Genomic DNA, 26,241 nt, shown 5'->3' with positions numbered 1-26,241 from the left:
CATTGGCCAGGGGCTTTCTGTTTGCTGAACCGTTGCTTTCCTAAAAAGAGGCTGTAAGAATAGCCCGGGAGTTGCCCGAGCCGGGGCGGGTGTCAATGGCCCGCTGAATAGCGCCCAGCACTTCCTCAGGGCTGGCGTTCTTGAGCAGGTAGCCGTGAGCACCTTCCGCCCGCAACGAATCAATCAGCTCGGGCTCATCGTGCATAGAGATGATAATGGAGCGCACCTGTGGGTATTGGGCCCGCAGCAGCCGCACGGTTTGCAGGCCATCCAGCACGGGCATCTGCAAATCCATCAGTATCACGTCCGGAATGGTGCCTTGGTCGAGGCGCTCCAGCAGCTCCTGCCCGTCGCCGGCCTCAAACAGGACCTCCATGCCCGGAAAACCGCTGATGAGGGCGCGAAGTCCCTTTCGAAACAAAATGTGGTCGTCAACGACAGCCAGGCGAATAGGAGGTGTGCTCATGCTAGGGATAGGTTGGGAGCCTGATTGGCGAGGTGATAGGGCAGGGGTAGCGAAATCCAGACCTTGGTGCCCTGGCCCGGTGCCGACTCGTGACGGAGCGTACCACGCAGTACGCCCACGCGGCTGCGTAGGTTAGTGAGGCCCAGGCCAGTACGTATTCCTGGTAGCGGCTGCTGTTCCGAAACAGTGGGGTCGAAGCCAATGCCGTTGTCGGAATACTGCAAAGACATTTGATCCGGGCCGTACTCCACTATAATATGAATCTGGCTGGCGTGGGCGTGGCGCAGGCCATTACCCAGCAACTCCTGCACCACCCGGTACACAATCAGCTCGTGCTTGGGCTCAAGGCGGCGCGGGGTGCCCACCTGCTCCACCACTACGTGGGTGGGGCCGTCGGCGGGCATGGTGCGAGCCAGGGCCTCCAGGGCAAACGATAATCCAAACTTCTGCAGGGCCGCCGGCAGCAGGTTGCGCGAAATGCGCCGTACTTCATTGATTGCCTGATCCAGTAGCAGGGAGGCTTCCTCGGTAAGGTCGGGTTGGTTGAGCGTGTTCAGGTGCAGCTTCACAATGGCCAGGGTGGTGCCTACGCCGTCGTGCAAATCAGCGGCAATGCGGCGGCGCTCCTCCTCCTGGGCCAGTAGGGCCGCCTCCAGCGCCTGCTGCTGGGCGCTTTCGTGCAATTCCTGTACTTCCTGATGCTGCTGGATCAGCCGCCGCTGGTAGCGCACCACAAAGCCCACGATGCCCAGTGCCAGCAAAAGCAGAATGGGCGTCACCAGAACTAAGGGTAGAAGTGCGTCGGGCATCAGACTAAAGCAAGCGGCGGCATGACTGTCGGGCTAAAGTAAGCTAAACGCTTTTATTTCGAGTGGTTAATATTCTGAGAAACGGGCGGAAAGAACGGTTCCGCTCGTCGCCCAATTCGGAAGCGCAGCCACTTGGGTAAGGTGCGCCTAGCATCCAGGCCACCCGGCAAAATACTCAGCAGATAAATCAACAGTCCCACCTGTAGTACCCGGAGCGGTGGATAGAGTAGCATACTACTGATAGCGGCACTATTCCCAGGGAAGCGGGCTACAAGGTCGGCAGGTAGTAACTCCTGCACAATAAATACCAGTGTAGAGCAGGGATAATACAGAAGTACCATGGCCCCCAGAACAAGCTCTGGATTCTTTTCCGGAGGACCAGCCGGCTGCAAATTCCAAATGTGGTACATAGCCAGCACCGTCAGGAGGCTGTTGCCGACTATGCGACTGACTACATTGATGCTGCTCAGGAACGGATCTAGCCAGAGCGCGTCGCCGAGGGCTACCAGCACGAATATGGCCCAGCCCCAGCCAAGTATCCGGCGCTGCTTTTGAGGTAGCAGCCCGCCAAAAAGCCAGCAAAGGGTAGTTACATCAAAAACGGTAGAAAGGTGATAGTTAAAGCTATTGTTACGTAGTACTTTCCGGCCAAACATATCCAGAAGGATACAAACAACGTCTCCAGCCAAGTAAAAATGCAGCGGCCGAAAGCTCCCCTGTAACAGGGGCTTCCGGCCTCTATAGATGGCAAATGGAACCACAGTCAGAATAGTGCAAATCCGAATTAGCGCCACCAGATTATTTAGGTAACTGGTCACCTCAGTTGCTCATCGGGCTCGTTGGGTCACACACGCTGGGGCATTTCAGCGAACCATCTCCCACAATGCCATCCTCATTCAGCAACTCACCAGCTGGGCTGGTACGGGGCACCAGGTCGTAGCCGTTTACATCTACGCCCACGGCCAGCAGCTGGTACTCGTCCTTGCTTTTGTCGCCGGTCAGGTCCTGCTCCAGGCCCATGTAGAAGCGGATACCCACGCACCCGGGCTGCTGCTGAATGGTATCAAGCAGTTGGTTGCCGAAATAGTAGGCTTTGGTGCGCTTGCGGCCCGCCAGTTCGTCCTGGGTCTGGGGCTGGTTGCGGTAGTTGGCGGCCCACTGTTCGGCCTCGGCGGGGGCAATGGGGGCGCCGGCGTTGGGGACAAACCCGGGGATAGGGTCAGTGAAAAGCATAGAGGTGTGCAGGCAGAGAGAAGGATATATTCAATGGTAATATATGCATATATCTACCCCAACAGGTAATAAAAATCTAGGAGCCAGCTACATCCAGCTTCCCAGATGGGGGTGCCTGACGGGCCAACCAAAAGGACCGGCTGAATAAAATAGCCATGATGAGCAATAAAACAGAACTAAAAGAATAAACCAAAGTGGAATTTTCTGCGTCGTTCTTATTAATTAAGTAATTGGTAATCAAGTATAATACGACGGTGCCGGCCAAATATAATATGATGCCAATAGAGGCAATAAACATTGGTTTTTGCAGGGCGGCAATTTTCTGGCTCCTCACAATATGTATTTCAAAATACAGCAGCGCGAGGGTAATAATCAACACGCTTTCCACCAAGTTGGTGTAGGCATTAATTTGGTGGAAACCCTCCAGCCAAAAGGAATCGACGAAGGCAAAGCACAGGAATACAGCGCCCGCCACCCGAACACGGCGCTTGATGATGGTGCTCGTAAATTCATCATGGTATACTTTCAAATACAGGAGCGTCTCCCCAACAGTATTCACGTGGTTAAGTGGCAGGCCATACTTCCACAAGCGTATGGCCACCTGCAGGCAACAGTACATGCCCAGCAGAAAGAGCGGCACAAAACGCAGGGCTCGGAGGCCGCCAACCAACCATCGGCGGTTGTAGTGGGCTATGGCAATAGGAATTACCATAGCCCAATAGGCTACAAGTTCAAGGCTTTTGCATAGTGTTTCAAGCCAAACGGGCATTTCGATGAGCCTACTTCTAGCTGTTTAAGGGATTTTCAGTACTGCAATTGGGCGGACAGGGGGGCAGGTCTGTTGCTATCTGCGCCGAAGAAGTGCTAGCAGAACTTAGTGATGCAGCTTCTTCGTCTGCTACGCCACGCGCCGCACTAGTTGTGCCGCTCAGAATGTCGTTGTTATCAGCATCGTAGCCCACCAATACCAGTTTGGGAGCCCCAGTATCATCTAAGCCGTAATAAGCGCGGACGCCTACACAGGTAGGCTGGTCCAGAATAGCTTGCAGGGTAGCAGCCGGCAAGGAATGGCCTTTGATACCGCTAGGGTTCTGGGTGCGGTAGTTGCGGGTCCAGTCGCTGGCTTGCTGCAGGTTGTCGTCGGTCATAGGTGTGAAGCAGGTAGAACGGAAAGATCAGAAGAGGTCAAATATAAATGATATCCTATATCTGGCCGGCCGGCACTTGGCTTATTGCTCGGGGTATTCCTCGTCCTCTTCTTCCAGGTTCTCGAACACCTGGTCAATGGCCGACTCAGCGGAGCGTAGCTTCTGCTTGCACAGGCGAATCAGCTCGGCGGAGCGCTGCACGCGGGTCGTGAGGTCGTCCACGTCTACGGCATCGGTTTCGAGGGCGCGCAGAATGGTTTCCAGCTCTTCAATGGCCTGGCGGTAGGTAAGGTTTTGGGGTGACATGGGCGCAAGAATTCGTTAGGGAAGAAAGAGCGGCAGCTGCCCGCCAATACGGGCTGGTACTACCGCATCGGGCAGGCGGAGCAACACCTCCTGCCCGGGGCGCAGAGGGCCGGTAATAGCCCGGCCCTTGGGCGTAAGCAGGCGCACAGCCGGCCCCTGCGGCAGCACCTGGGCCTGCGCCTGGGCCAGTCGCAGCTCTTGGCGGTGGAGGAGGCGCACAGCGGCCAGCTGCAGCTGGTGGTGGTGCCGCAGCAGCTGCTCGCGGCGGCGGCGGTGCAAGCGGCGGAACCGCTGAGCCAGGGCCCGGCCCCGCCGCCGCAGCCCCTGCTCCTGGTGGCGCAGGGCGGTGCGGGCGGCCCGGTGCAGCTGGTGCCGCCGCCGGGTGAGGTGCTGCTCCTGCTGCCGCAGTTGGGCCCGCGGGGCCTGGGCCGCCAGCCGAATGCGCTGGTGTAGCAGGTGGCGGTGGTCTTGGAGCTGGGTTTGGGCGGCCATGTGGGCGTGCCGAAGCAGGCGGTTGAGCCGCGCGGTTTCCTGCTGTACCCGTGCCTGGGCCAACTCCCGGATACGGCCCCCGTAGCCTTCCAACGCAGCCTCCAGCCGGGCCAGCCGCTCAATCAGGAAGGCGGCTACGGCAGTGGGCGTTTTTAGGGAGAGGTGGGCCGTAAGGTCCACCACGGCCTCATCCCGCTCGTGGCCGATGCCGGTGAGTACGGGCAGCGGAAACGCGCCCACGGCGGCGGCCAGGCCATAGTCATCGAAGGCCAGCAAATCGGTTTTGGAGCCCCCGCCCCGGATAATCACTACGGCGTCGAACTCCTGACGGCGCGGCCGGATGGCATCCAGCGCCGCCCGGATGCTGGCCGGGGAGTCGTCGCCTTGCATGGTGGCCGGAAACAGAAGGAGGGCGAAGTCATAGGGTGCCTCACGCAGCTGCTGCACAAAATCCTGCCAGCCAGCCGCCGTGGGCGAGGAAATAACGGCCACGCGTTGCACACCCAAGGGCAGAGTCAGGCGCTTTTGCCGCTCCAGCAAGTCCTGAGCCTGCAGCTTGCGCAAAGTTTCCAGGCGCAGCCGGGCCAGGTCGCCCACGGTGTAGGTGGGGTCGAGGGCCACTACATCCAGGCTCAGCCCAAACTGCTCATGGAACTTCACCTGCACCCGCAGCATAATCTTGAGGCCGGTGCGCAGGGTGAGACCAGTCTGCTCCTCAAAAGCGGCGGAGAGCTGCTGGTAGCGGGCACTCCAGATGGTGGCCCGGGCCTGGGCCTTGAGCTGGGCGCCGCGGCCGGTGGTGTGCTGGTCGGAGAGGGTGAGGTAGCAGTGCGCCCCGTAGCTGCGGGGCAGGGTGAGGTCGGCAATTTCGGCTACAACCCAGTAAGAATCGGCAAACCGCTCACTCAGCGTCTGGCGCACCCGGGCCAGCAGCTCGCTCAGGGGCATGGCGGCCGGGGGCAGGTGTTTGGCAGCGGTAAGGCCCGGCTCGGGGCGGCGGTTGTATAAAGGCATTCCAGGTGTAAAGGTACGAGGTGAAGACGGAGAGTAACTTCGTTGGGCAACTGGGGTAGCGGAGTAATTGCGCAATTACTCCGCTGCCACGAAGGCCCTTCCTTGGTGAGAACAAGCCGTTCCTCCAATAGTCGTTCAGGGTTGGTAAGCCCCTTTGCTGTGCACAGAGTAACAGACGGGGCCAAAGCAGATGCCCACGTGCTCAGTCACTCACTAGGCTGTGTGGATAGTAAGTAAGCCTACATAACGCCACGTCATACAGAGCCGGAGGCGAAGCATCTCGCGTGCTGACGTTGCAAGGGTAAGCAGACTTCAGCATGCGAGATGCTTCGTCCCTGGCTCCAGGCGCCACATGTTCTGCCTGACGTGCCGCTTGGGAGTAAGAAGCGTGACTGTCCACACCTAGTGCAACGGCTAACGGTGGGGTTTTGTCTTTGCGTTCCGCCGAAGCGGGCAGGAGGCCGGCAAATTCTTTTACCTTGCCTATCCGTACTGATTCCCCCTCTTCGCTAACTCATTTTTCTCATTCCATGAAGAACCGCAACAGTCTTTCGCTGGCTGCTTTGGCTGCCGCCGGCTTGTCGTTGGCCGGCTGCGCCTCCAGCAAAACCGCCGCGCCCACCGCGGCGGCTTCTACGCCCGCAACCACCACGCCCGCCCCAGCTCCCGACCCCGCCGGCACCGGCCTGAACGTGGCCAACATCGACAAGTCGGTGAATCCCTGCGACGACTTCTTCCAGTACGCTTCGGGTAGCTGGCTGAAGAACAATCCTATTCCGGCCGCTGAGGTGCGCTGGGGCTCGTTCAACGAGCTGGCCGACAAAAATAACGCCGTGATGCGCCAGATTCTGGATGAGTCGGCGGCCAACACCTCAGCTCCCAAAGGCTCCAACGCCCAGAAGGTAGGCGACTACTACGCCTCAGCCATGGACTCCATGGGCATTGAAAAAGCCGGCCTGAAGTACCTGCAGCCCGAGCTGGCCCGCATCAACGGCATCAAAGACCTGAAAGGCCTGCAGAACGAAATCGTGCGTGCCCAGAAAATTCAGACCGGCGCGTTCTACAACGGCTACGTGGGGCAGGATGATAAAAAGAGCGACGAGTACGCGGTAAACCTGTTCCAGGGCGGCCTGAGTCTGCCCGACCGGGACTACTACCTCAAGGACGACGCCCGCTCCAAGGGTATCCGCGCGGCCTACACCACCTACCTCACCAATACCTTCAAGATGTTGGGCGAGAATGAGGCCACGGCTGCCAAAAACGCGGCCACGGTAATCCGCCTGGAAACCCGCTTGGCCAAAGCCAGCAAGAGCCGCGTAGACTTGCGCGACCCCAACGCCAACTACAACAAGATGACGGTGGCGGAAGCCAGCAAGCAGTTTCCGAACCTGAACCTGCCCAACTCGCTGGCTCAGATGAAGCTGAGCTCGGCCAAAACGGTTATTGTGGGTCAGCCCGCTTTCTTCAAGGAAGTAAGCACTATGCTCAAGCAGGAGCCCATCGGCGACCTGAAAACCTACATGCGCTGGCACCTGGTATCTTCCCTGACTTCGGCCCTGCCCAAAGCCTACGGCGACGAGTCGTTCCGCTTTTCGCAGGTGCTGAGTGGAGCCAAAAAGCAGCAGCCCCGCTGGAAGCGTATGCTGCGCTCCACCGACGGTGCCCTGGGCGAAGCCTTTGGCCAGGTGTACGTAGAAAAGGCCTTCACGCCCGCTACCAAGCAAAAGGCTCAGGAAATGGTGGCCAACATCAAGGAGGCTATGGGTGAACACATCCAGAAGCTGGACTGGATGAGCGACGCCACCAAGGCCGAGGCCCAGAAAAAACTGGCCGCCTTCACCGTCAAAATCGGCTACCCAGACAAGTGGAAGGACTATTCGGCCCTGAACATCTCCCGCGAATCGTACCTGAAAAACGTGCTGGCTTCCCGCGAGTGGGGATTCAACGACAATACCAGCAAGTTCGGTAAGCCCATCGACCGGCAGGAGTGGGGCATGACCCCGCCCACGGTGAATGCCTACTACAACCCGTCGATGAACGAAATTGTGTTCCCGGCCGGTATCATGCAGCCCCCGTTCTTCGACCCCAATGCCGACGACGCGGTGAACTACGGTGGCATGGGCGCGGTAATCGGCCACGAAATCACCCACGGCTTCGACGACCAGGGCCGCCAGTATGATGCCCAGGGCAACCTGCGCGACTGGTGGACCAAGGAGGACGCCGCCAAGTTTGAGCAGCGCGCCGACATGGTGGGCAAGCAGTACTCGGCCTTCTCGCCCCTGGATTCAGTGTTCGTGAACGGCAAGCTGACCATGGGCGAAAACCTGGCCGACTTCGGCGGCCTCGCCCTAGCCTACTCGGCCCTGGAAAAGCAACTGGCCAAGCAGTACGCCTCCGGTGCCCGCCCCAAGTTTGATGGCTTTACGCCCGAGCAGCGCTTCTTCCTGGCCTGGGCTCAGGTATGGCGCACCAATGCCCGACCCGAGTACCTGCGCCAGCAGGTAATGACGGACCCCCACTCGCCCGCGCAGTATCGCACGGTGGGCCCGCTCATGAACATGCCCGAGTTCTTTGAGGCCTTTGGCTGCAAGGAAGACGCCAAAATGGTGCGCGCCCAGGCCAACCGGGCCCGCATCTGGTAGATGAAGTGAGCGGCTAGCTGATGGCCGGCTGTTAAGTAAAAAGGCGTTCCGTGCACTGCACGGAACGCCTTTTTGATGATTAGGCCAGTGGCTGCACCTTCCGGTTAGGAGCCAGACCGGGGCCATTGGCGAAACGGCTCTATCTTGCCCTATGCAAAATTTTGTTCGGGCCCTGGTGGGCGGAAGTATGCTCCTGCTGGCCGCCTGCCGGCCCAACGTCAACGTGCAGGAGTTGGTGCAACACCCGCAGGTGGGCGACGTGTACGTGGTGCAGTTTCAGCCGCCGGGCACTGCCAAGCCGCAGTTCTACCTCTACCGGGTGCAAACCGTGCGCCCTGATGCCGTAGATATAGCGGCTGCCCGCCAACCAGTGCCCGAGTTGCCTACGGCGGCGCCCGTACCCGCCAGCTTCTCCACCACCCTCGAAACCTACACCCGCGCCCAAGCCCTGGAGCTGCTGCACGAGCAGCCCGGCGACGTCAACCACGCGCGGCTAGTGGAAGTGCTGCGGTAAGTAACAGTTTATCACGTGCCGGAAGTACGCACGGCTCATTTCAGCACTTTTACCTTGATACCTACGTCCTGCACCGGCCACTTGTCGTTGCCCACGGGCTCAGCGGCAATTTTGTCGATGACGTCCAGGCCTTCCACCACTTCCCCAAACACCGTATACTGCCCATCCAGGCTGGGTACGCCGCCGATGGTGGTGTAGGTGCGCAGCTGGGCGGGCGTAAGCGTGCGGCCGGTGCTGGACTGGGCCCCGTACTCGGTGAGCTTTTGGCCTTGCACAATGTAAAAATCGTGGCTGGAGGACAGGCGGCCGGGGTTTTGCTCATCGTCGTAGCGGGCCATACCCACGGCCCCGCGCTTGTGGAAATGCTCAGCCCGGATTTCGGGGGGCAGGCGGTAGCGGCTCAGGCGCAGGGCCAGCTTATCGGAAGTGCCGCCCTGAATGGCAAAGTCCTTGACCACCCGATTAAACACCGTCTGGTCGAAATAGCCCTTGCGGCTGAGCAGCAGAAAGTTGGCTGTGTGCAGGGGCGTGTCGTCGTAGAGGCGGATGCGCATGTTGCCGTGACGCGTCTGGAGCACTACCTCCCGGGCCGGGTACTGGCGGCCGTAGTCGGTGAGCAGCTGCACCACGTTGGAGTCGGCCAGGGAACGGAGGTCGGGGCCGGGGGCTTCGGCCTTGGCGGCCGTGGTGGCGGTATCGGGCTGGGGCTGGTTGCAGGCGGCCAACAGAGTCAGGACGGGTACCCAAGTAAAACGAAACTGCATTGGAGCGAAGGAAGAAGGTGGGCGCGGGTGCAAGAAACCAAAAAAAGTGCGGCCCCGCCGGAGCGGAGCCGCACTTTCATGCCATATGGTGCCGGCCGGAGCCGCCTACCAGCCCGAGCCGCTAGGCGTATCCCACCCATCCGAAGCGGGTTTCTTCTTGGCTTTGGCCGGTTTATCGGCTTTGGCTTTCTCCTTTTGGCTGGGGCCGTCGGCAGGTTTGGTTTTCGTTTTGACTTTAGTGGTGCCAGCGGGTAGGGCGGGGGCACCGGGCACGGGGCCAGCGGGTACGGCCGGCGCGGGTTTGGCGGCTTCTGCGTCGGCGGGCAGCGGGGCCATGTCGCGGGCGGCGTTGATGAGGTCGGGGCGGGCTTCGGCGGCTATCTTCTGCATGGACAGCAGCAGGCCCTGCTCCAGCAGCAGGTTATCCTTCCAGGCATCCATTTCTGCGTCCAGCTTCTCCTGTTCCTCCTTTGAAGGCTTTTTCTTGAGCAGAGCGTTCAGGTCGGGCGAGCCGGCATCTTTCCAGGCCGTCATCCACATGGAAGCTACCATGGTAGGGGCCATTTTCAGGCGGAACGCTACCTCGCCGCCTACTTTTTCGTGGTAAGAGTCGGCAAAGGCGTCGGAGTAAGCGCGGCGGGTTTTGCCGTACTTGTGGCTGAACACGTACTTGGTTTCGGGCGTGTACTTGCGGGTTACTTCCTCTTCCTTATCGAAGGTGTCGCCCAGGAAGCCGTACGACTCCTGAATTACCTGCCAGATGCCCTTTAGCGGATCCTTCTCATAGCGGCCGGGCTCGTTGTTGAGCTTGTACTTGCCGATGTGGCGCTCGGGCAGCTTGCTTTCCCAGAGGGAGTGAATACCTTCCTGCTTGGTCAGCTGCCCATCGTAGTTTTCAGTGGTGTGCAGGGGCACGTAGGCGTCGGCCACGTAGTGCCCCAGGTCGGCGGAAAGGGCCAGGATGGCGGTGGTATCCTTTTCCCGGAAAGCCGTGGTGAGCTTTTCCTTGGTTTCCAGCACGGCCCAGGGCAGGGTGCCGTATTTGCGCAGGGTATCGGCGGTGTATTTGGCCACGGCTTTGTCCCAGGCTTTGGGCATGAGCCCGAAAGGGTCGTCGCCGTAGTGGTCAATATCGATAAAGTGCTTGCTGGCCTCGGTGGGGTCCTGGTCGCGGCGCTCATCGGGGGCGGTGCTCAGCTTCACCAGCTTGCCCATGTTGCGGAAGTAGAAGCTGCGCATGCCGGAAGGCAAAGAATACACGGCCAACTGGGTGATGGTGCGGTGCCCAAAAAAGCCCCAGCCCGGCGACAACACCGGGCACAACAGCACGATAAAAAGGGTGAGTAGTAGTTTTTTCATGGCACGGTCCTGACGAAGGAAAGACGAGAGACGAAGGTACAAACCGCCCGCTTGACGTGCTGATTTTTTGCGGGTTGCCCGCCTGGCCTAGCCGCCCCCAACCAGAAAACCGCGTATCATTAGCGCCAGCCTACTCCTAGCCGCCCCACCCGTGACGCTCATTTCCAAGAAGAAGATACCCTACGCCATCCGGCCCCGCCTGCGCGCCTACCTGCACCAGTACGACCGGGAAACCCACCTGCCCGTCACCTACCAGGAGCTTACGCGCTTTACGGGCTCCTTCCCCCTGCTAAACCGCCAGGGCCGCGACACGCTCTGGGAAACGGTGTACTATGAGCCCCAGGCCCTGCGGGAGCTGAGCGAAGGCCTGGCCGAGGTGTACGCCCTGCTCAAAACGGCCGGTGACTTATCCTTCACCGACCACCTGGTGGCCGACCGGGTGGACTACTGCCGGTTCGGGAATAGCAACCCATTTCGGGTGCGCATCGTGAACCAGCTCAACGACAACTACGACTACTTTTATGTGAAGCGGGCCGATGCTTCGCGGGTGTACGGCCTGGAGCTGGAGCACCTGCTGAGCCCCAACAGCATGAACTACCTGGTGCACGGCGATACGCTCATTGAGGAGCACATTGCCGGCATCCCCGGCGACGACTTTATCCGGGACCATTTGCAGCGGCCCCACCTCAACCAGGTGCGCATTGCCAAGGAGTTTGTGAAGTTCAATGAGCGGTGCTTTGCCCGCCTGCTGGGCGATATGCGCGCCTACAACTACATCATTGACGTAACCCCCGACTTTGAGGATGAGCAGTACCGCGTCCGGGCCATCGACTTCGACCAGCAGTGCTACGAGGGCAAGAAGAACATGTACCTGCCCCAGTTTTTCAAGGATAACAGGGCCGTAGTGCAGCTCTGTGGTAAGTTACTCACGCCCGAAAGCATCCGCCAGTACCAGACCGAGGAGCGCACCCTCATGGCCCGGCGGGTACGCTCGGAGCGTCACCGCCTCAAAGACCTGATAGACTGCCTGCGCCACGACGAAGTCTCGCCCGCGGAGAAGGTCAGCCAACTCAAGCAGCAGCTCAACCAGCACCACCGCACCCAGCAGTTCAGCCGCTGCCGCAGCATGGGCGACGTAGTGCGCCTCAACCTGAAAATTATGCTACTGGCCCCCAATAAGGCCTTGGAAGGAGACGGAAGCTAGTTGTCAGGCTGTGTCTGAAAGCTTCAAAACGGTCATGCTAAGCCTGTCGAAGCATCTCTACCTCTGGCTCATCAATGCTGTTGAAGTGAAGCGGTAGAGATGCTTCGACAGGCTTAGCATGACGTTTAGTGAGCTTCAAACGATGTTCCAGGTACAACCTGATACCGCTCCAACAACCAACAACCAGCAACTAACAACCAGCAACAACTTTACGCCGGTGCCAGCTGCTGCCGTTCAATGAGTTCGTTTAGCTTCTCGTAAATGAAGTCGGTAGCCCGCTGGCGCAGGGCGTCGCCGGTGCCTTTGAATTGCTCCCGGTACTCGTGAGCCTTGCCCTGAAACAGCACCGTAACGAACACCGTGCCCACCGGCTTCTCGGGCGTTTCTGATTTGCCGGGGCCGCAAAGGCCGGTTACGGCCACGCACACATCGGCGTGGGGCAGTTGGCGGTGCAGGCCCAGGGCCATTTCGTTGGTGGTTTGCTGGCTTTCGGCGGAGTAGGCCGTCAGGGTGGTTTTCTTCACGCCCAGCAGCCGCTGCTTGGCCTCGGGGTGGTAGGTCACCACCGAGCCCAGCAGTACCTCACTCACGCCCGTGGCCGAGGCCAACTGGGCGGCGGCCAGCCCGCAGGTGCAGCTCTCGGCCAGGGCCAGCGTAAGCTTGTGCTTGAGGAAATTCTGGACTAGCTCGTCAGGAACGGACTTTTTCATAGCAGGGAAGGAATGTACCCCGCCTACGCACGCCCCTTTGAGAAGGGTGCGGCCGAGCTTGCGCCTGGCCCGGCTGTCTGGGGCTTACTCCTGCCGAAACACCACGCCCTGTTTCATCACGAAACGCACCCGCTGCATGGCGTTAATGTCCTGCACCGGGTCACCTTCCACGGCTACCACGTCGGCCAGCTTGCCGGGCTCCAGCGTACCCAGGCTGCCGGTTTGGCCCAGCAGCTCGGCGGCCGATACGGTGGCGCTGCGCAGGGCCTCGTAGGCGGGCATGCCGGCCTCCACCATGTAGCGGAATTCCAGAGCATTCACGCCGTGCCGGTACACCGAGGCATCGGTGCCAAACGCAATTTTAACGCCCATTTTGTAGGCTTTGCCGAAGGTGCCCTGCAATCTGGGGCCGATGGCCAGGGCCTTGGGCGTTACTAGGGGCGGATAGTAGTTCGGAATTTTGGCGGAGTCGGCTACCGATTTGCCGGCCGTGATGGTGGGCACGTACCAGGTACCGTTTTTCTTCATCAGCTTCATGGTTTCCTCGTCCATGAGGGTGCCGTGCTCGATGCTGGTGACGCCCGCCCGAATGGCCCGCTTCATGCCCTCGGCCCCGTGGGCGTGGCAGGCAACGGCCAGGCCCAAATCCCGCGCCGTTTCCACCACCGCCCGAATTTCCTGCTCCGTAAACTGCGGGGCCGAGCCATCCTTAGCCACGCTGAGCACCCCGCCGGTACTGGCAATCTTGATGAGGTCGGCCCCGCGCTTGTACTGCTCGCGCACGGCCTGGCGGCCCTGGTCGGGGCCGTTGGCTATGCCCTCGGCCGGGCCAGGCATGCCCATCAGGTCGAGGCGGTAGCCGTTGGTGGGGTCCATGTGGCCACCCGTGCCCGATATGGCCTTGCCCGCCGTGAAAATGCGCGGGCCCGCCACTTGCCCCCGGTTAATGGCGTTGCGCAGGGCAATGTTCACGCCGGAGCCCCCCAGGTCGCGCACGGTGGTAAAGCCGGCCTGCAAGGTTTTGCGGGCGTATTCCAGGGAGCCAAAGGCCACATCGGCCGGGTTCTGAGTGAACTCCTTGAGATAATTATCCTTGCTGGTTTCGCCCTCCAAGTGCACGTGGCAGTCGATGAGGCCCGGCAGCACGGTGCGGTTTTTCAGGTCAATGACCTTATCCTGTGGGCTGGCGGGGGCCGAGTAGCCCGGCTCCACGGCCACCACGCGGCCGTTTTCCACCACCAGCGTTACGGTGCTGCGGGCCTGCTCGGAGCGCATATCCAGCAGGCGGCCGCAGTGCAGGTAGGTTTTCTGGGCCTGGGCGGTAAGAGCCAGCAGTAGGCCGGCGGCCAGCAGAGGGAAGCGTAGAGGTAGGGGCATGGGTAGCGGATGAAAGTGGGAGAGAAGCAGGAAGATAGGGGAGAAATAAATGCTGCATGCAGCCTAATTCCGCCGCAGTCCGTATATTTTGCCGCAACCTCATTCATTTTCCATTATCCATCTACCCCATGGCCACTCCCGAAGAATTTGAAGCCGCTGCCGCCCGCAGCAAAGAACTGACCGCCAAGCCCGACAACGCCACCCTGCTCAAGCTGTATTCCCTGTACAAGCAGGGCAGTGAGGGCGACGTATCCGGCGACCGTCCCGGTGGGTTCGATTTCAAAGCCATTGCCAAGTACGATGCCTGGGCCGGGCAGCGCGGCAAAAGCCAGGACGAAGCCCGCCAGGAGTACGTAGATTTCGTGAACTCCCTGTTCTAGCCCATTGAGGCACAAAAAAGCCGCCCCGCCCAGCATGGTGCTGAGCGGGGCGGCTTTTTTGTGCCTGGACGGTTACGCCAGTGGGGCCGCGCCGGCATCGGGAGCGGCGGGCGGCGTTACGGGCGGCGTGGCGAGCTTGGGGGCGGGCAGGTCGAAGGCCTCGGCATTGTGCTCGAAGTGCCCCTTGTGCGAACCATCACAGAACGGCTTGTTTTTGGAGAGGCCGCAACGGCAAATGCTGATTCGCTCCCGGCCACCAAGGCCATAAGGGTTGCCCTGGGCATCAACCAGCTCGAAGTCGGTGCCATCTACGCGCAGGGAGCCATTGCTCAGGACGGTGAGTTTTGTGGCCATAAAAGAAGAAAGTGGGGAGTGAAAAAGAGGGGGAAAATAGAGTAAAATCTACAGATGCTTACGCATTACGTAGTCGTTCATCCAGTAAGGACCAATGGCAATGTCTTCCTCCCGGTGGCGCTGAAAACCCTGGTGCTCATAGAAAGCCTGGGCCGGATTATGCCGATTCACGTTGAGGTCGAGCATGTGCCCGCCGGCCTCGCGCACGGCCAGCTCCACCGCCTGCAGCAGGCGCTGGCCCAGGCCCATACCCTGGCGGGAAGGCAGTACGTATATTTTGTGGAGCTTGTAGAGGCCCGCCTCGCCCTGCTCGGAGAAGGAAGCATAACCGGCCGCCTGCTCATCTACGTACAGCAGCAGAAACGTATGCCCTTGCTCCGTCATCTGTCGCTGTAGCGAAGCAGGGGTGTAAATCACCCGGTACATGTAATCAATCTGCTCCCGCGAAATGATGAAGCGGTACGTTGGCTCCCAGGTGGCCTCGGCCAGTTGCATGATGGTTGGTACATCGGCCAGCGTGGCGGCCTGAATACGAATTGCGGGGGCTTCGGTAACGGACATAGCCAGCAAAAAACGGCATTATCTGCGGCAAAACCGAACCCGAATACCGGTTTCATTCGTTTTTGGGCCGGAAATTGCCTGCTTCAGCGTACAGGTCCGGACTGGGGAGCCGTTTCTGTTGCTTCTTTCCACTACCCACCTTTTCCCCTTACTTGCCCTATGAAACTTCCTGTTGCCTATACTCTGCTCACGGCGGCCAGCCTGCTGGCCTTTTCGGCCTCGGCCCAGCAAACACCCCGCAAAACCACCAAGCCTGCTACCGGCACGGCCACCACGGCCGGCCTGGAGCGGGATTTAGCCGATTTTAGCGACTGGGTAAACGATAAAGTAAGCCGCGCCGCTACCACGGCGCGCCGCGAGCTGCCGCGTATCAGTGAGGAGTTTGACCGCCAAAGCCGCCGCATAGACAAAGCTGTGGATAGCCTGACGGTGGAGGGCAAAAAGGAGTACAGCACCCAAAAAGTACGCTACCAGCGCTGGGCCACCCGCCAGGATAGCCTGGATGCTGCCGCCCGCCGCCCCGCTACCGCCGACCAGGCCCAGCGCCGCCTGCTCAATGAAGATGTGAACATCAGCAAGGCCCGCGCTACGGAGCTGCCCGACCTGTACTTCCGCCTGGTAGAAACCATGCGTACCGATAAAAAGGACTGGACCCAGGCCGATTGGAGCGCCGCCAGCGCTGTACTCAGTCGCCTGAATGCCCGCTACGACCAAGTGCGCGACCAACTGCCCCTGGAGGAGCGGCTGCGCATCCGGAGCCTGCAAGGAGAATTTCGGACTCTGGAAAAAGCCCGGGACGTGAAGGACGTTATCCGCGAATAGTGCCTGCCTGCAGCGCTACACTGGCCCCGGTTGCTCAGGCAGCCGGGGCCAGTGCGGTTAATAGAGGCACCTACTGGGGCAATGCTGCCGCGCGAGGGGGAAGCCCTTGCCGGCGCAGCCATTGCCAGGCCGCCGGTACATCATGAAACATCTGAATAGGTATATACTGCCTTACCCGCTCGAAAAACTCCATACTGGCCAGCTGGTTGTGCATGTCGGGTGAGAACACGTATGCTATACCCCGCAACCCGCCTTCCGTAACCCGGGGCAACCACTCGTATTCCAGCCAGTCCATGGCCTCCACCCAGTCGCCGGTGGCGTTGATTTTGTCATTCAGCAGGAGGGCAAACGGGTATTGCCGCTGCAGCTTCAATGCCTCCTGAGCCACCAAGGTTACCTCACGGCTGGTCAGGTTGCCAAACCACCGCACGTATAGCACCTTTTGGGGTGCGGCGTACTGCAGCTCCACCAATACTGCCCCATTTGCATCCGGCAAGGTGCCTAGTGGTTGTAAGTGCAGCGAGTCCATACAATGAGGCGTAATATAGGGCGTGTACTATTCTTGTACGAAGGCGTTGATAATGCGTTGGGTTCGGCGGGTATCCGCTATTTTTGAGCCTTCGTTTTTTTTCGTGTCTCGCTCATGCACATTGCAATAGTCGGCAACATTGGGGCTGGCAAAACCACTCTGGCCAACAAGCTGGCCCACCACTTCAACTGGGAAGTATTTCTGGAGGACGTCGACCATAATCCTTACCTCAAGGATTTCTATGACGACATGCCGCGCTGGGCGTTTCATCTGCAGGTGTACTTCCTCAATAGCCGCTTCCAGCAAACCCAGCGCATCAAGGCACTGCAGCAGAACAACAAAGGGGTTATTCAGGACCGCACCATCTACGAGGATGCGCACATTTTCGCGGCCAACCTGCACCAGTCGGGCCTCATGTCGGAGCGGGACTACCAGAACTACCTGAACCTGTTCCAGTCCATGATCAGTATGGTGAACCCACCCGATTTGCTGCTCTACTTGCGCGCTGATCTGCCCAAGCTGGTGCAGCAGATTGAAAAGCGCAACCGTGACTATGAGAACAACATCAAGATTGACTACCTCAAGCACCTGAACGAGCATTACGAGGAGTGGATCAAAGGCTACACCGCAGGCCGCCTGCTCATCGTGGATGTGAACAACCTCGACTACGTAAATAACCCCGAAGACCTAAGCGTCATCATCGACAAAATCAACAGCACACTGTTCGGGCTGTTTTAGTGCTTAGTTGTTAGTGCTTAGTGCGTATGAAAAGAGGCTCCGCCGTAACCTGGCAGGGCCTCTTTTCATACGCACTAAGCACTACTCCTCCGCTTTCATGGCTTCATTCAGAAAATCCACGAATGGTTTGGCGGCTTGCCAGGCTTCCAGCACCCGGGCCGTAAAATCCGGGCGGGCTACTTCCGCGTCAGAAAAGGATTGCCACACGAAGTAACTTTTCAGCTTCAGCCACTCAATGTCGGGGTCGGTACGGTCATAGCCCTTAGGAGCGGTTTTGAGGCTTTGAGACGTGTCGAGGCCCAGGGGGAAGTGGCGCAGGAGACGGGCGTCCTGGCGGACGGTGTGAAAAGCGGGAGCGTTGTAGTGGATTTCCTGGCGGATTCGGGCCAGCTGCTGGGGTTCCGGCATCCAGCGCCCCGCGCCAATGTAGGTTTCGCCGCCGGGCTCCAGGGCAATGAAGTAGCCCGCCCAGGGGCTATGCCGCCCGCCAGGCTTCAGGCCGGCTCCCATGTGGCGCTTGTAGGGCTCGTCGCTCTGCTGAAACCGGTCGTTTTTATTGATGCGAAACATCACGTCTGAGGGCGTAAGGCCCCGCAGCCCGGGCTCCAGACTAGTGGAGGCGTCGCGCAGTAAGCTGGCAACCAGGGTTGTGTATTCGGCGCGGGCCTGATGGTAGTCGGCACGGTGGGCGTCCATCCAGGCTTTATTATTATGCGCGGCCAACTGGCGCAAAAAGTCCAGAACGAGGGGAAGGTTCATAGGTGGGAAGTACGTGAGACAGGGCCGTAAACAAACGCCCCGCACCGCTAAGCGGTACGGGGCGTTGCCAAGTGGGGTTAGCGGCAGCCCTACTGTTTGCCCAGGGCCTGGGAGCTGCTGAGGCCCGTACGGTCATTCAGAGCCCAGCTGAAAGACAGGTATTCTACCTTCGCAGTGGGCAGTATCGGTACACGAGCGTACTGGTTTACGAATTCCAGCAGCTGCGCTTCGGAGCCAAACTCGGCGCCGTACGCTTCAAAAAGCCCGGACAGCTGTACCCGTTGGGGGGTAAGCTGGTTGAAGGCTGGGTCATTGAGGAAGCGGCGAGCCTGCTGGTCTAGTTGCTGGCTGAGGCGGGCGCCATCATACGCCTCGGCCAGAATGGCTGGCGTGGAGGCCGCACCGTACATCAGGGCGAAGTGCACCCGGGGGTCGTGGAACTGGTTGCGGAGCATTTCCCGCTCAATTTGGTTTAGCGAGTAGCTCTGCCCGCCCACGTTCACCACCGGCGCTTCCCAGGGCGTTTTATTGCCCCCCACCACTTTCACCCGAATATCGTTGATGCTGGCCACGGGGTAGTACTGCAGAATCAGGTAGGTGGCGGCCGCGTTGTAGGTGTTTATCCAGAACGCCTCTGTATCGGCGGGAGTCCAGGTTTGCGGGTCGGGCTTTACTTTGCGCAGGCCTTGCAGGTACCCCAGCAGCTTGTCTTCCTCCTCTAGCAAGCCAGCATAGTCCAGGCGGCCATCGGGAGTTACGTAGCGGTGGAGTAGCGTATTCCAGGGGGCCTGCAGTTCACTACTGGCGGTAGCGTACCCAGAAGTTGCCAGCAGGAGCCCACCAAGCAGCAGGCAAAAAAAGCGGACGAGGAAGCGGCGGGTTGCAGGCATGTGCAGAGGGGCAAGACAAAGAACGGAGAGGGCGGCAGGGCAAGACTGCTGCAGAATGGCTCGTGAGGAAACGGCGGGCCTATCTGAAGCAGCAGTATTTCAAAACCAGGAGGTTGACAAAGATACTGATTTGCTTTTAGCTTGGCAAAACACAATTATTCCGCTGAATATTGTTTTATCAGGCCTGTTCTATTCCCGGCAAGATGCTCCATTGCAGTAGGCCCTATCACCTTTCGGGGCTTAGGTAGTGGGGTGTATTCGGGCGCTGCTACCGGGGGGTGAGCGAGTCGCCGACGCGCAGGATGCCACTGCCGAAGCCCGTAACGTTTTGCCCGAACATGACCTTGCTGCCCTCGGTCCGGTAGGTGGCCAGCGTCCGGAGCGGCTCGCCCTGGGGGTGCTTCTGGGCAGTGTGGGGGTCAATGGTGGTAAGCACGCACCTGCCGCAGCCGCGCACGGCCCGGAACCGCAGGTCGCCAATGCTGAAATACTCCCAGGCATCCTCCGCAAAGGCCTCGCCCCCGCTAAATACCAGATTAGGTCGGAACCGGTCCATTTCCACGGGCTCGGCCAGGCGGGTGTTCAGCTCATTCAACGACTCCTGCCCAATAAGCAGAAAGGGGTAGCCGTCGGCAAAGCTCACCAGCTGGCCCTCGGGGTTGTGCTCCGGCTCCACGTCGCGGCGCACCATATCCGACATGTACACCAGCTTGGCAGGCTGCCCCAGGGCCTCCGAGAGCCACTCATCACACTCCGGCTTGGCCCGCCAGGCAAATACCATATCATCCCAGATGGTGACGAACAGCGTCTTTTCGGGGGTAGCGGTGAAGGGCACATACAGGGGCAGTAGCTCGGGGCGTTGCTGGTGGCTGAGCAGGAAGCCATTGTACGCCGGCGCTACCCTCAGGTGGGCCATGGCGGCTGTCTGCCGCTGCGTCATGAAGCGGTTGCGCTCATCCACAACCAGCCAGCGCCGGTCGTGGCGCAGGCCGCGCGGCTCTACTGTGGCTTCCGTGAGGCGGATGCCGCCCAGGGATTTTACCGGATAAATGTACAGGTCGGAGAGAAGGAAGGGTGCAGCCATGCTGCAAAGATGGTGAAATGGTGAGGTTGTGAGAAGTGAAGTTGTGGGTAGGACAAAGCAGTTCGTTCTGGCAGCGCGCTACTCCCTATAAAGCACAAAGCCCCGGACGTGGGTACGCCCGGGGCTTTTGAACAGGTCAGAACTTCCGTATCTGTGAATGGGAAGCATGTCATGGCTTCGCGCTGTCTGCCACGACATGCTCTTTGTGTAAGGTTTCACTATTTCACAACTTCACCTTTCACAATTTCACCTAGGCTCTGCATGACGTTCCGCTTGGTAGTAAGAAGCGTTACTATCCACACCGCTTAGTGCAGGGGGCGCTTCTTGATCATGCCGCCCTTGGTTTCTTTCACGCTGTGCATTACCATGAAGGCATTAGGGTCAATTTGCTCTACTTCGGTTTTGAGTTTGGTGAGCTCCAGGCGGGTAATGACGGTGAATACAATATCGATGGCATTGGCCTGGTGGCCGTGGGTGCCGTAGCCGCCTTTGCCGCTGTACACGGTAGCGCCCCGGCCCATTTCCTCGGTAATCATGCGGCGCACCGCATCTGCCTGTCCCGACATGATGGTAACGCCGGTATACTCCTCCAGGCCATCAATCACGAAGTCAATGGTTTTGGCCGCCGCTAAGTAGGCCAAAATGGAATACAGAGCCGTTTCGATGGACAGGATATAAGCCGCTACCCCGAAAATCAGGATGTTGAACACCAGGATAATATCCCCGATGGTCATGCTGGACTTCTTGCTCAGGTAGATGGCCATAATTTCAGTGCCGTCGAGCACCCCGCCGCCCCGCATGGCCAAGCCAATGCCAGCACCCAGGAAGAACCCGCCAAACACGGAAATCAGCAGTTTATCCTGCGTGATGATGGGGTAGGGCATAACCGCCAGCACAATAGCCAGCGCCACAATGCCAATCAGGCTCCGGATGGCCACACCCGTATCCAGCTGGCGCCAGGCCATGAGCACGAAAGGAATGTTGAGTACCACAATGAGCACCGGCAGCGGCAGCCCGAACACCTGCACCAGCAACAGGGAAATACCCGTTACGCCTCCATCCAGGAAGCCGCCGGGCAGCAGGAAGCTTTCCAGCCCGAAACCAGCCGAAAACACGCCCGTTACCATCAACAGGGTATTTACTATCTGTCGCCGCCACCACAGGGCGTCGCGGGCAGGTTTGCTGGGGAGGCTGGTAGTGGGTTGGGAGGAGGCCGCGGACTGGTTACCGGGCTGAGGTAGTTGCTGTGAGGACATAAGTCGGGGGTAAAAAGCAAAGGCACAAGCGCCACCTGAGTATAGGATACGCCAGAGCGGCCCAAGGGTTAAATCTGAGCGGTGAGGCCGAAAAACCGCTGCCCCCGCTGCCCGCCTGCGTTTAAGCAGGAGGTGGCAGCGGGGGCAGGGTTGCGCGGGGCGCAGAAATGGGCGGAGCTACTGGGCCGGTTGCTGGGCCAGCTGCACGGCCCGGTACAGGTTTACAATGCCACCCGTGCGCGACAGTTCCGCAAAGTCAACCAGCTTAGTGCTACCGGGTTGGCGCACTTTGGTATGCACCGGCTGGGCCGAGGCCAGAATGATGCGCTTAAGCTGAGCGGCCGTGAGTTGGGGAAAGTACGATTTGAGCGTGGCGGCAATGCCCGCAACCACCGGCGCCGCCATGCTGGTGCCGCTGAGGTTGCCGTACTTACTGCCGGGCAGGGTCGAATAAATCTGGTTGCCGGGCGCAAACACGTCCACCTGCGTTTTGCCGTAGTTGGAGAAGTCGGCGGCCAAGGATTCGTCGTTGAGGCGGGAAGAGGCACCCACGGTAATCATGTTCGGGATGCGCTGCCCGTTCAGGAAATTGGGCGAGGGGTACTGGGTGGTATTGTCCAGGTTGTTGTTCTCGTTGCCGGCCGAGTGAATCAGCAGCACACCCTTGGTATCGGCGTAGCGGATGGCCTCCTCCACCGCCGGGCGCTGGGGCGAGTAGTACTTGCCGAAGCTCATGTTGATGATCTGGGCGCCATTGTCCACGGCGTAGCGGATGGCATTGGCCACATCCTTGTCCCGCTCATCCCCATCCGGAATAGCCCGCACCGACATAATCTGCACGTTGGGCGCCACACCTAGTATGCCCGCGCTGTTTTCCCGGTCGGCCCCGATGATGCCGGCTACGTGGGTGCCGTGCATGGGGTCGGGGCCGGCCGCGTCCCGGTTGCCGTAGTCGCGCTGCTTTAGGTCGTCGGGCCGGTCGCCCACAATGGAGCGGGGGTTGAATTTCAAGTTCAGGCCGTACTGTTGCTGGTCCTTGGTTTCCTGCAGGCCCCTCTGCATTTCTACCAGCACATCATCCAAGGAAGCAAAACCCGTCTGGATGAGCGTTTGGTAAAGGCCCGTGGTGACCTGGCGCAGCTCCGGGTTTTGGGTAGGCGGGTTGCGCAGGGTGGCGGTGTCCAGGCGCTCCACCCCCAAGGCCTGCTTGAGGCCTTCGGCGCCCTGTTTGTTCTCGGCGTAGGCTTGGGCAAACTGCTGCAGCTGCTCGGTGTTTTCCTTCACCTTGGCCTCGTAGCTTTTCTTGACTTTCAGGTACAGGTCGTACTCCGCACGCTTGGCTGCCGGCACGCTGGTGCGGGTTTTGCCCTGGTAGAGGGGCTGCAAACGGGCCAGCAGGCGGGTTTCCTCCAGGGCTTCCTCGTTGATGTTGCGCCCATCGGCCCCACCCAGGAAGTTCCAGCCGTACACGTCGTCCACGTAGCCGTTTTTGTCGTCGTCGAGGCCGTTGCCAGCCACTTCGCGGGGGTTGCGCCAGAGCACGCGGCGCAGGTCGGCGTGGGCAGTATCAATGCCGGCATCTATTACGGCTACCAGTACGGGGGTAGAGGCCTTGCCCTGCAGCAGCTCCCGGTAGGCCCGCGTCACGCTCACGCCCATCACGCCCCCGTCCTGCTGAGCATCCAGCAAGTACCATTGGGGGGAGGCGGGCGCTACCGGGGCCGGGGCGTCGGAGGCAGGCGGAGTGGTTTGGGCTGAAGCCAAAACCGGAAACAGCACGGACAAGCCTAGCAGGCGCAGCCGGGAGGGGAAGGAAAAATGCATACAGAACGAAAGCAAAAAGTATCGGACGCAATGACTACGCAACCGAGACATAAGTGGCACGAAAATCAGGAAAAGACAGGACAAACCCCGGTACTGGCTGAAGCCAGCCAGTGTGCATCCGGCTAATTCCGTGCCCAACGCCCGCCGTTGTGAAAAAAGTCCGGTGGCAGCCGCGCGTTGGGGAGGGGGCAGCCGGCTTGGCGCAGGGCTCTTTGGGAGCGGAGTACCTTGTCCTATCTGCCCAAAGGGTAGGCGGCGGGGGCTGCAACCTGACGGCCGGCCTTCTATCTTTACCGCCCGGCCACCTCAACCGCCTCGTTCATGCGCCTTCGCTCTTTCTACGCCGCTTTATCGGCATTCTTACTTCTTACTTCTCAATTCTTAATTTCCGAAGCCACCGCTCAGGCCCCCAAAACCTGGTCGTCCGGCGAGATTCTGCTGGGGCTGAAGAAACTGAACGTGCTGGGCTCAGCCCTGTACGTGGCCGCCCACCCCGACGACGAGAACACCCGCCTGATTGCCTACCTGGCCAACGGCCGTCTGGTGGAAACCGGCTACCTCAGCTGCACTCGCGGCGACGGGGGCCAGAACCTCATCGGGCCGGAGCTGCGCGAGGGGCTGGGCGTCATCCGGACGCAGGAGCTGCTGGCGGCCCGCCGCATCGATGGGGGCCGGCAGTTCTTCACCCGCGCCAATGACTTCGGCTTCTCGAAAACGCCCGAGGAAACCTTCACCATCTGGGACAAGGAGCAGGTATTGGCCGATATGGTGTGGGTAATCCGCCAGCGCCGCCCCGACGTGATGATTACCCGCTTCCCGCCCGACGCCCGGGCCGGGCACGGCCACCACACGGCCTCGGCCATGCTGGCCATCGAGGCCTTCTCGGCCGCCGCCGACCCCAAGCGTTTCCCCGAGCAGCTGCAGTACGTGCAGCCCTGGCAGGCCAAGCGGCTGCTCTGGAATACCGGCAGCTTCTTCGTGAAGCCCGGCGAGGATATGAGCCAGCACTTCAAGCTGGATGCCGGCGGCTACAACCCGCTACTGGGGCAGAGCTACGGCGAAATTGCCGCCCGCAGCCGCTCCCAGCACCGCAGCCAGGGCTTCGGTAGCAGCGCCCAGCGCGGCGATGCCCCGGAGTATTTTCAGCTCCTGAAAGGCGATAAAGTCACCACTGACCTGTTCGAGGGCGTGGACCTGACCTGGAACCGGGTGCCCGGCGGCGCGGCCGTAGGCAAGCTGATTGACGAGGTGATTCGCAAGTACGACCCGGCCAATCCGTCGGCGAGTGTGGCGGGACTACTGAAGGTGCGGGAGAAAATAATGCCGATGTACAGCCAATCTGTTGGCTACTCGAGCTATCCAGATTTACTCTTTTGGACTAATCAAAAGAGTAGTGAGGTGCAAGAATTGATCCGTGCTTGTCTTGGATTGCACATAGAGGCAACAGCCGAAGCTGCCACGGCACCTTTAATGAATAAAAACATTGTAGGTGGAACAGATAATACCATCAAGGTTGATGTCGAAGTAATAAACCGCTCATCAATTGATGTAAAAATGATATCGATTGATGTCGAACCTAATGATTATCAAGGACAATTCGATAACAACAAATATGTTGCTCATCAAGCTTTACCATTGCGTAAAGAGCCAACAACCTTGACGCGCAATGAAAAAGCCAAGATTCGCAGTTCTCAAGTCGGTTATTGGAATGAACTAAAATCCCAACCTTACTGGCTGCAAAAGACAGGAACTACGGGTATGTACGTAGTTGTAGAGCCACGACAGAGGGGCAACGCAGAGGGCTATCCTGTGGCTACAGCCACCGCCAGTATTCAGGTGTTAGGACAAGATTTAACCTTCTCCGTCCCCGTTCAATACAAAAGCACCGACCCGGTGGAAGGGGAGAAGTACCGCCCGCTGACGGTGGTGCCGCCGGTGATGGTGAACGTGGGCGGCCACGCCTACGTCTTCGCCGACAACCAGCCCAAAACCATTCCCGTGACGCTGCGCGCCGGCAAAGCAGGTGTGAAGGGTACCCTGGCACTAAACCTGCCGAAAGGCTGGACGGCCGAGCCTGCCAGCATCCCCTTCGAGCTGGGAGCCAAAGACGCCGAGCAGACCGTGCAGTTCCGGGTACAGCCCGGCGCGGGCGCGGCGGAAGGCAAATCGGAGCTGCGGGCCGTGGCTACCGTGGAGGGCCAGACGTACTCGCGCGGCTACCAGACCATTACCTACACCCACATTCCCACCCAAACGCTGTTCCCCGAAGCGGTGGCCCCGCTGGTGAAGCTGGACCTGCGGCGCAAGGGCCAGGAAATTGGGTATCTGATGGGGGCTGGCGACGAGGTGCCCGACGCTTTGCGCCAGATCGGCTACACCGTCACGCTGCTCAAGCCCGAGGACATTACCGACCAGAACCTGCGCCGTTTCGATGCCGTGGTGCTGGGCGTGCGCGCCTACAACACCCTCGACCGCCTCAAAACCCTGCAGCCCACGCTGCTGAAGTACGTGGAGCAGGGCGGCAACCTGGTGGTGCAGTACGTGGTGAACCGGGGCACCGTGCTGCCCCAAATCGGCCCGTACCCGCTCACCCTCAGCACCGACCGGGTGACGGTGGAAAACGCCCCCGTTACCTTCCTCAACCCCAGCCAGCCCTTGCTCAACACCCCCAACAAAATCACCACCAAGGATTTTGAAGGCTGGGTGCAGGAGCAGGGCCTCTATTACCCCAGCCAGTGGGACCCCAAGTACCAGACCGTGCTCAGCAGCCAGGACCCCGGCGAAACCGCCAAGCAAAGCGCCATCCTGGTAGCCGACTACGGCAAAGGCCACTACATCTACACCGGCCTCAGCCTGTTCCGCGAGCTGCCCGCCGGCGTACCCGGCGCGTACCGGCTATTGACCAATATGGTGTCGTTGGGTAAGTAGAGACGCGTATTCGCGTCTCAACGGCTGTGCCGTTGGGGGCTGCCTCGTTCCAGTAAACACCATCAGCACGCGCCGAAA

At 59.9% G+C, this 26,241-nt stretch carries 28 protein-coding genes; 8 read left to right on the top strand and 20 right to left on the bottom strand.

Translation table 11 applies throughout. The features are described 5' to 3' along the window. Positions 1-40: 40 nt before the first annotated feature. The 8 genes from ABIB60_RS10675 to xseA form a co-directional block, all read right to left on the bottom strand. Positions 41-466, bottom strand: a complete 426-nt coding sequence (locus ABIB60_RS10675; RefSeq protein ID WP_354579761.1) for a response regulator — start codon at positions 464-466, stop codon at positions 41-43. Continuing rightward, positions 463-1,275, bottom strand: a complete 813-nt coding sequence (locus ABIB60_RS10670; protein WP_354579759.1) for a sensor histidine kinase — start codon at positions 1,273-1,275, stop codon at positions 463-465. The genes ABIB60_RS10675 and ABIB60_RS10670 overlap by 4 nt, the downstream gene beginning before the upstream one ends. A 53-nt stretch (positions 1,276-1,328) precedes the next feature. Beyond that, positions 1,329-1,964, bottom strand: a complete 636-nt coding sequence (locus ABIB60_RS10665; RefSeq protein WP_354579758.1) for a hypothetical protein — start codon at positions 1,962-1,964, stop codon at positions 1,329-1,331. Between the two features lie 130 nt (positions 1,965-2,094). Continuing rightward, a complete protein-coding gene (locus tag ABIB60_RS10660) occupies positions 2,095-2,508 on the bottom strand; it encodes a hypothetical protein (RefSeq protein ID WP_354579757.1) in 414 nt (137 codons plus the stop codon). A gap of 76 nt (positions 2,509-2,584) precedes the next feature. Beyond that, on the bottom strand, positions 2,585-3,220 hold the full coding sequence (locus ABIB60_RS10655; protein WP_354579756.1) for a hypothetical protein: 636 nt from the start codon (positions 3,218-3,220) through the stop codon (positions 2,585-2,587). A 73-nt stretch (positions 3,221-3,293) separates the two neighbouring features. Next, entirely contained in the window at positions 3,294-3,656 is a 363-nt protein-coding gene (locus tag ABIB60_RS10650; protein WP_354579755.1) for a hypothetical protein, read from the bottom strand. Between the two features lie 81 nt (positions 3,657-3,737). Further along, on the bottom strand, positions 3,738-3,962 hold the full coding sequence (gene xseB, locus ABIB60_RS10645; RefSeq protein ID WP_354579754.1) for an exodeoxyribonuclease VII small subunit: 225 nt from the start codon (positions 3,960-3,962) through the stop codon (positions 3,738-3,740). A 15-nt stretch (positions 3,963-3,977) separates the two neighbouring features. After that, positions 3,978-5,468 carry an exodeoxyribonuclease VII large subunit gene (gene xseA / locus ABIB60_RS10640; protein ID WP_354579752.1) on the bottom strand — a complete coding sequence of 497 codons (1,491 nt, stop codon included), beginning with the start codon at positions 5,466-5,468 and terminating at the stop codon, positions 3,978-3,980. 530 nt (positions 5,469-5,998) lie between these two features. On the opposite strand from xseA, the gene ABIB60_RS10635 reads away from it, so the two are divergent. Then, positions 5,999-8,110 (top strand): M13 family metallopeptidase, encoded by a 2,112-nt coding sequence (locus tag ABIB60_RS10635; protein ID WP_354579751.1) that lies wholly within the window; start codon positions 5,999-6,001, stop codon positions 8,108-8,110. Positions 8,111-8,261: 151 nt separating this feature from the next. Next, positions 8,262-8,624 carry a hypothetical protein gene (locus tag ABIB60_RS10630; RefSeq protein ID WP_354579749.1) on the top strand — a complete coding sequence of 121 codons (363 nt, stop codon included), beginning with the start codon at positions 8,262-8,264 and terminating at the stop codon, positions 8,622-8,624. A gap of 35 nt (positions 8,625-8,659) precedes the next feature. Here ABIB60_RS10630 and ABIB60_RS10625 read toward each other — a convergent pair whose 3' ends face one another. Further along, positions 8,660-9,388, bottom strand: a complete 729-nt coding sequence (locus ABIB60_RS10625; RefSeq protein ID WP_354579747.1) for a peptidylprolyl isomerase — start codon at positions 9,386-9,388, stop codon at positions 8,660-8,662. Positions 9,389-9,493: 105 nt separating this feature from the next. After that, positions 9,494-10,747, bottom strand: coding sequence for a zinc dependent phospholipase C family protein (locus ABIB60_RS10620; protein ID WP_354579746.1), 1,254 nt, complete (start codon positions 10,745-10,747; stop codon positions 9,494-9,496). Positions 10,748-10,898: 151 nt separating this feature from the next. On the opposite strand from ABIB60_RS10620, the gene ABIB60_RS10615 reads away from it, so the two are divergent. Beyond that, the gene (locus ABIB60_RS10615; RefSeq protein ID WP_354579745.1) at positions 10,899-11,951 is read left to right on the top strand and encodes a hypothetical protein; all 1,053 of its coding nucleotides are present in this window, start codon (positions 10,899-10,901) and stop codon (positions 11,949-11,951) included. Between the two features lie 209 nt (positions 11,952-12,160). On the opposite strand, the gene ABIB60_RS10610 is transcribed toward ABIB60_RS10615, so the two are convergent. Beyond that, on the bottom strand, positions 12,161-12,661 hold the full coding sequence (locus ABIB60_RS10610) for a CinA family protein (protein ID WP_354579743.1): 501 nt from the start codon (positions 12,659-12,661) through the stop codon (positions 12,161-12,163). Positions 12,662-12,745: 84 nt separating this feature from the next. After that, complete coding sequence (locus ABIB60_RS10605; RefSeq protein WP_354579741.1) at positions 12,746-14,038, bottom strand: amidohydrolase family protein; 1,293 nt, start codon at positions 14,036-14,038, stop codon at positions 12,746-12,748. A gap of 128 nt (positions 14,039-14,166) precedes the next feature. On the opposite strand from ABIB60_RS10605, the gene ABIB60_RS10600 reads away from it, so the two are divergent. After that, positions 14,167-14,418, top strand: coding sequence for an acyl-CoA-binding protein (locus ABIB60_RS10600; RefSeq protein ID WP_315999220.1), 252 nt, complete (start codon positions 14,167-14,169; stop codon positions 14,416-14,418). A gap of 72 nt (positions 14,419-14,490) precedes the next feature. Here ABIB60_RS10600 and ABIB60_RS10595 read toward each other — a convergent pair whose 3' ends face one another. After that, on the bottom strand, positions 14,491-14,772 hold the full coding sequence (locus tag ABIB60_RS10595; protein ID WP_502915121.1) for a CDGSH iron-sulfur domain-containing protein: 282 nt from the start codon (positions 14,770-14,772) through the stop codon (positions 14,491-14,493). Positions 14,773-14,820: 48 nt separating this feature from the next. Beyond that, on the bottom strand, positions 14,821-15,333 hold the full coding sequence (locus ABIB60_RS10590; RefSeq protein WP_354579740.1) for a GNAT family N-acetyltransferase: 513 nt from the start codon (positions 15,331-15,333) through the stop codon (positions 14,821-14,823). Between the two features lie 159 nt (positions 15,334-15,492). On the opposite strand from ABIB60_RS10590, the gene ABIB60_RS10585 reads away from it, so the two are divergent. Further along, positions 15,493-16,155, top strand: coding sequence for a DUF6565 domain-containing protein (locus ABIB60_RS10585; protein WP_315999223.1), 663 nt, complete (start codon positions 15,493-15,495; stop codon positions 16,153-16,155). Between the two features lie 70 nt (positions 16,156-16,225). Here ABIB60_RS10585 and ABIB60_RS10580 read toward each other — a convergent pair whose 3' ends face one another. Next, positions 16,226-16,684: a hypothetical protein gene (locus ABIB60_RS10580; protein WP_354579738.1), complete on the bottom strand. Its 459-nt coding sequence runs from the start codon at positions 16,682-16,684 to the stop codon at positions 16,226-16,228. A 114-nt stretch (positions 16,685-16,798) separates the two neighbouring features. On the opposite strand from ABIB60_RS10580, the gene ABIB60_RS10575 reads away from it, so the two are divergent. Further along, the gene (locus tag ABIB60_RS10575) at positions 16,799-17,422 is read left to right on the top strand and encodes a deoxynucleoside kinase (protein ID WP_315999225.1); all 624 of its coding nucleotides are present in this window, start codon (positions 16,799-16,801) and stop codon (positions 17,420-17,422) included. Positions 17,423-17,503: 81 nt separating this feature from the next. Here the strand turns inward: ABIB60_RS10575 and ABIB60_RS10570 are convergent, their stop codons facing one another. Both ABIB60_RS10570 and ABIB60_RS10565 read right to left on the bottom strand, forming a co-directional pair. Further along, complete coding sequence (locus ABIB60_RS10570; protein WP_354579736.1) at positions 17,504-18,181, bottom strand: DUF2461 domain-containing protein; 678 nt, start codon at positions 18,179-18,181, stop codon at positions 17,504-17,506. An 89-nt stretch (positions 18,182-18,270) separates the two neighbouring features. Continuing rightward, positions 18,271-19,071, bottom strand: coding sequence for a DUF547 domain-containing protein (locus ABIB60_RS10565; RefSeq protein ID WP_354579735.1), 801 nt, complete (start codon positions 19,069-19,071; stop codon positions 18,271-18,273). A gap of 55 nt (positions 19,072-19,126) precedes the next feature. Here ABIB60_RS10565 and ABIB60_RS10560 point away from each other — a divergent pair, with 55 nt between their 5' ends. Further along, a complete protein-coding gene (locus tag ABIB60_RS10560; protein WP_354579733.1) occupies positions 19,127-19,291 on the top strand; it encodes a hypothetical protein in 165 nt (54 codons plus the stop codon). A gap of 48 nt (positions 19,292-19,339) precedes the next feature. Here ABIB60_RS10560 and ABIB60_RS10555 read toward each other — a convergent pair whose 3' ends face one another. The 3 genes from ABIB60_RS10555 to ABIB60_RS10545 all read right to left on the bottom strand — a co-directional run bounded on the left by ABIB60_RS10555 (position 19,340) and on the right by ABIB60_RS10545 (position 23,235). After that, a complete protein-coding gene (locus ABIB60_RS10555; RefSeq protein WP_354579731.1) occupies positions 19,340-20,155 on the bottom strand; it encodes an MOSC domain-containing protein in 816 nt (271 codons plus the stop codon). A gap of 305 nt (positions 20,156-20,460) precedes the next feature. Continuing rightward, complete coding sequence (locus ABIB60_RS10550) at positions 20,461-21,411, bottom strand: YitT family protein (protein ID WP_354579730.1); 951 nt, start codon at positions 21,409-21,411, stop codon at positions 20,461-20,463. 177 nt (positions 21,412-21,588) lie between these two features. Beyond that, a complete protein-coding gene (locus tag ABIB60_RS10545) occupies positions 21,589-23,235 on the bottom strand; it encodes a S8 family peptidase (RefSeq protein ID WP_354579729.1) in 1,647 nt (548 codons plus the stop codon). Positions 23,236-23,556: 321 nt separating this feature from the next. Between ABIB60_RS10545 and ABIB60_RS10540 the strand changes: the two genes are divergently transcribed. Further along, the gene (locus ABIB60_RS10540) at positions 23,557-26,163 is read left to right on the top strand and encodes a PIG-L family deacetylase (RefSeq protein WP_354579727.1); all 2,607 of its coding nucleotides are present in this window, start codon (positions 23,557-23,559) and stop codon (positions 26,161-26,163) included. Positions 26,164-26,241: the final 78 nt, after the last annotated feature.

The sequence above is a fragment of the Hymenobacter sp. UYP22 genome (assembly GCF_040547285.1).
Lineage (GTDB): Bacteria > Bacteroidota > Bacteroidia > Cytophagales > Hymenobacteraceae > Hymenobacter.
The sequence above is the reverse complement of the archived record's forward strand: the minus strand, read 5'-3'. Positions and strand labels throughout refer to the sequence as shown.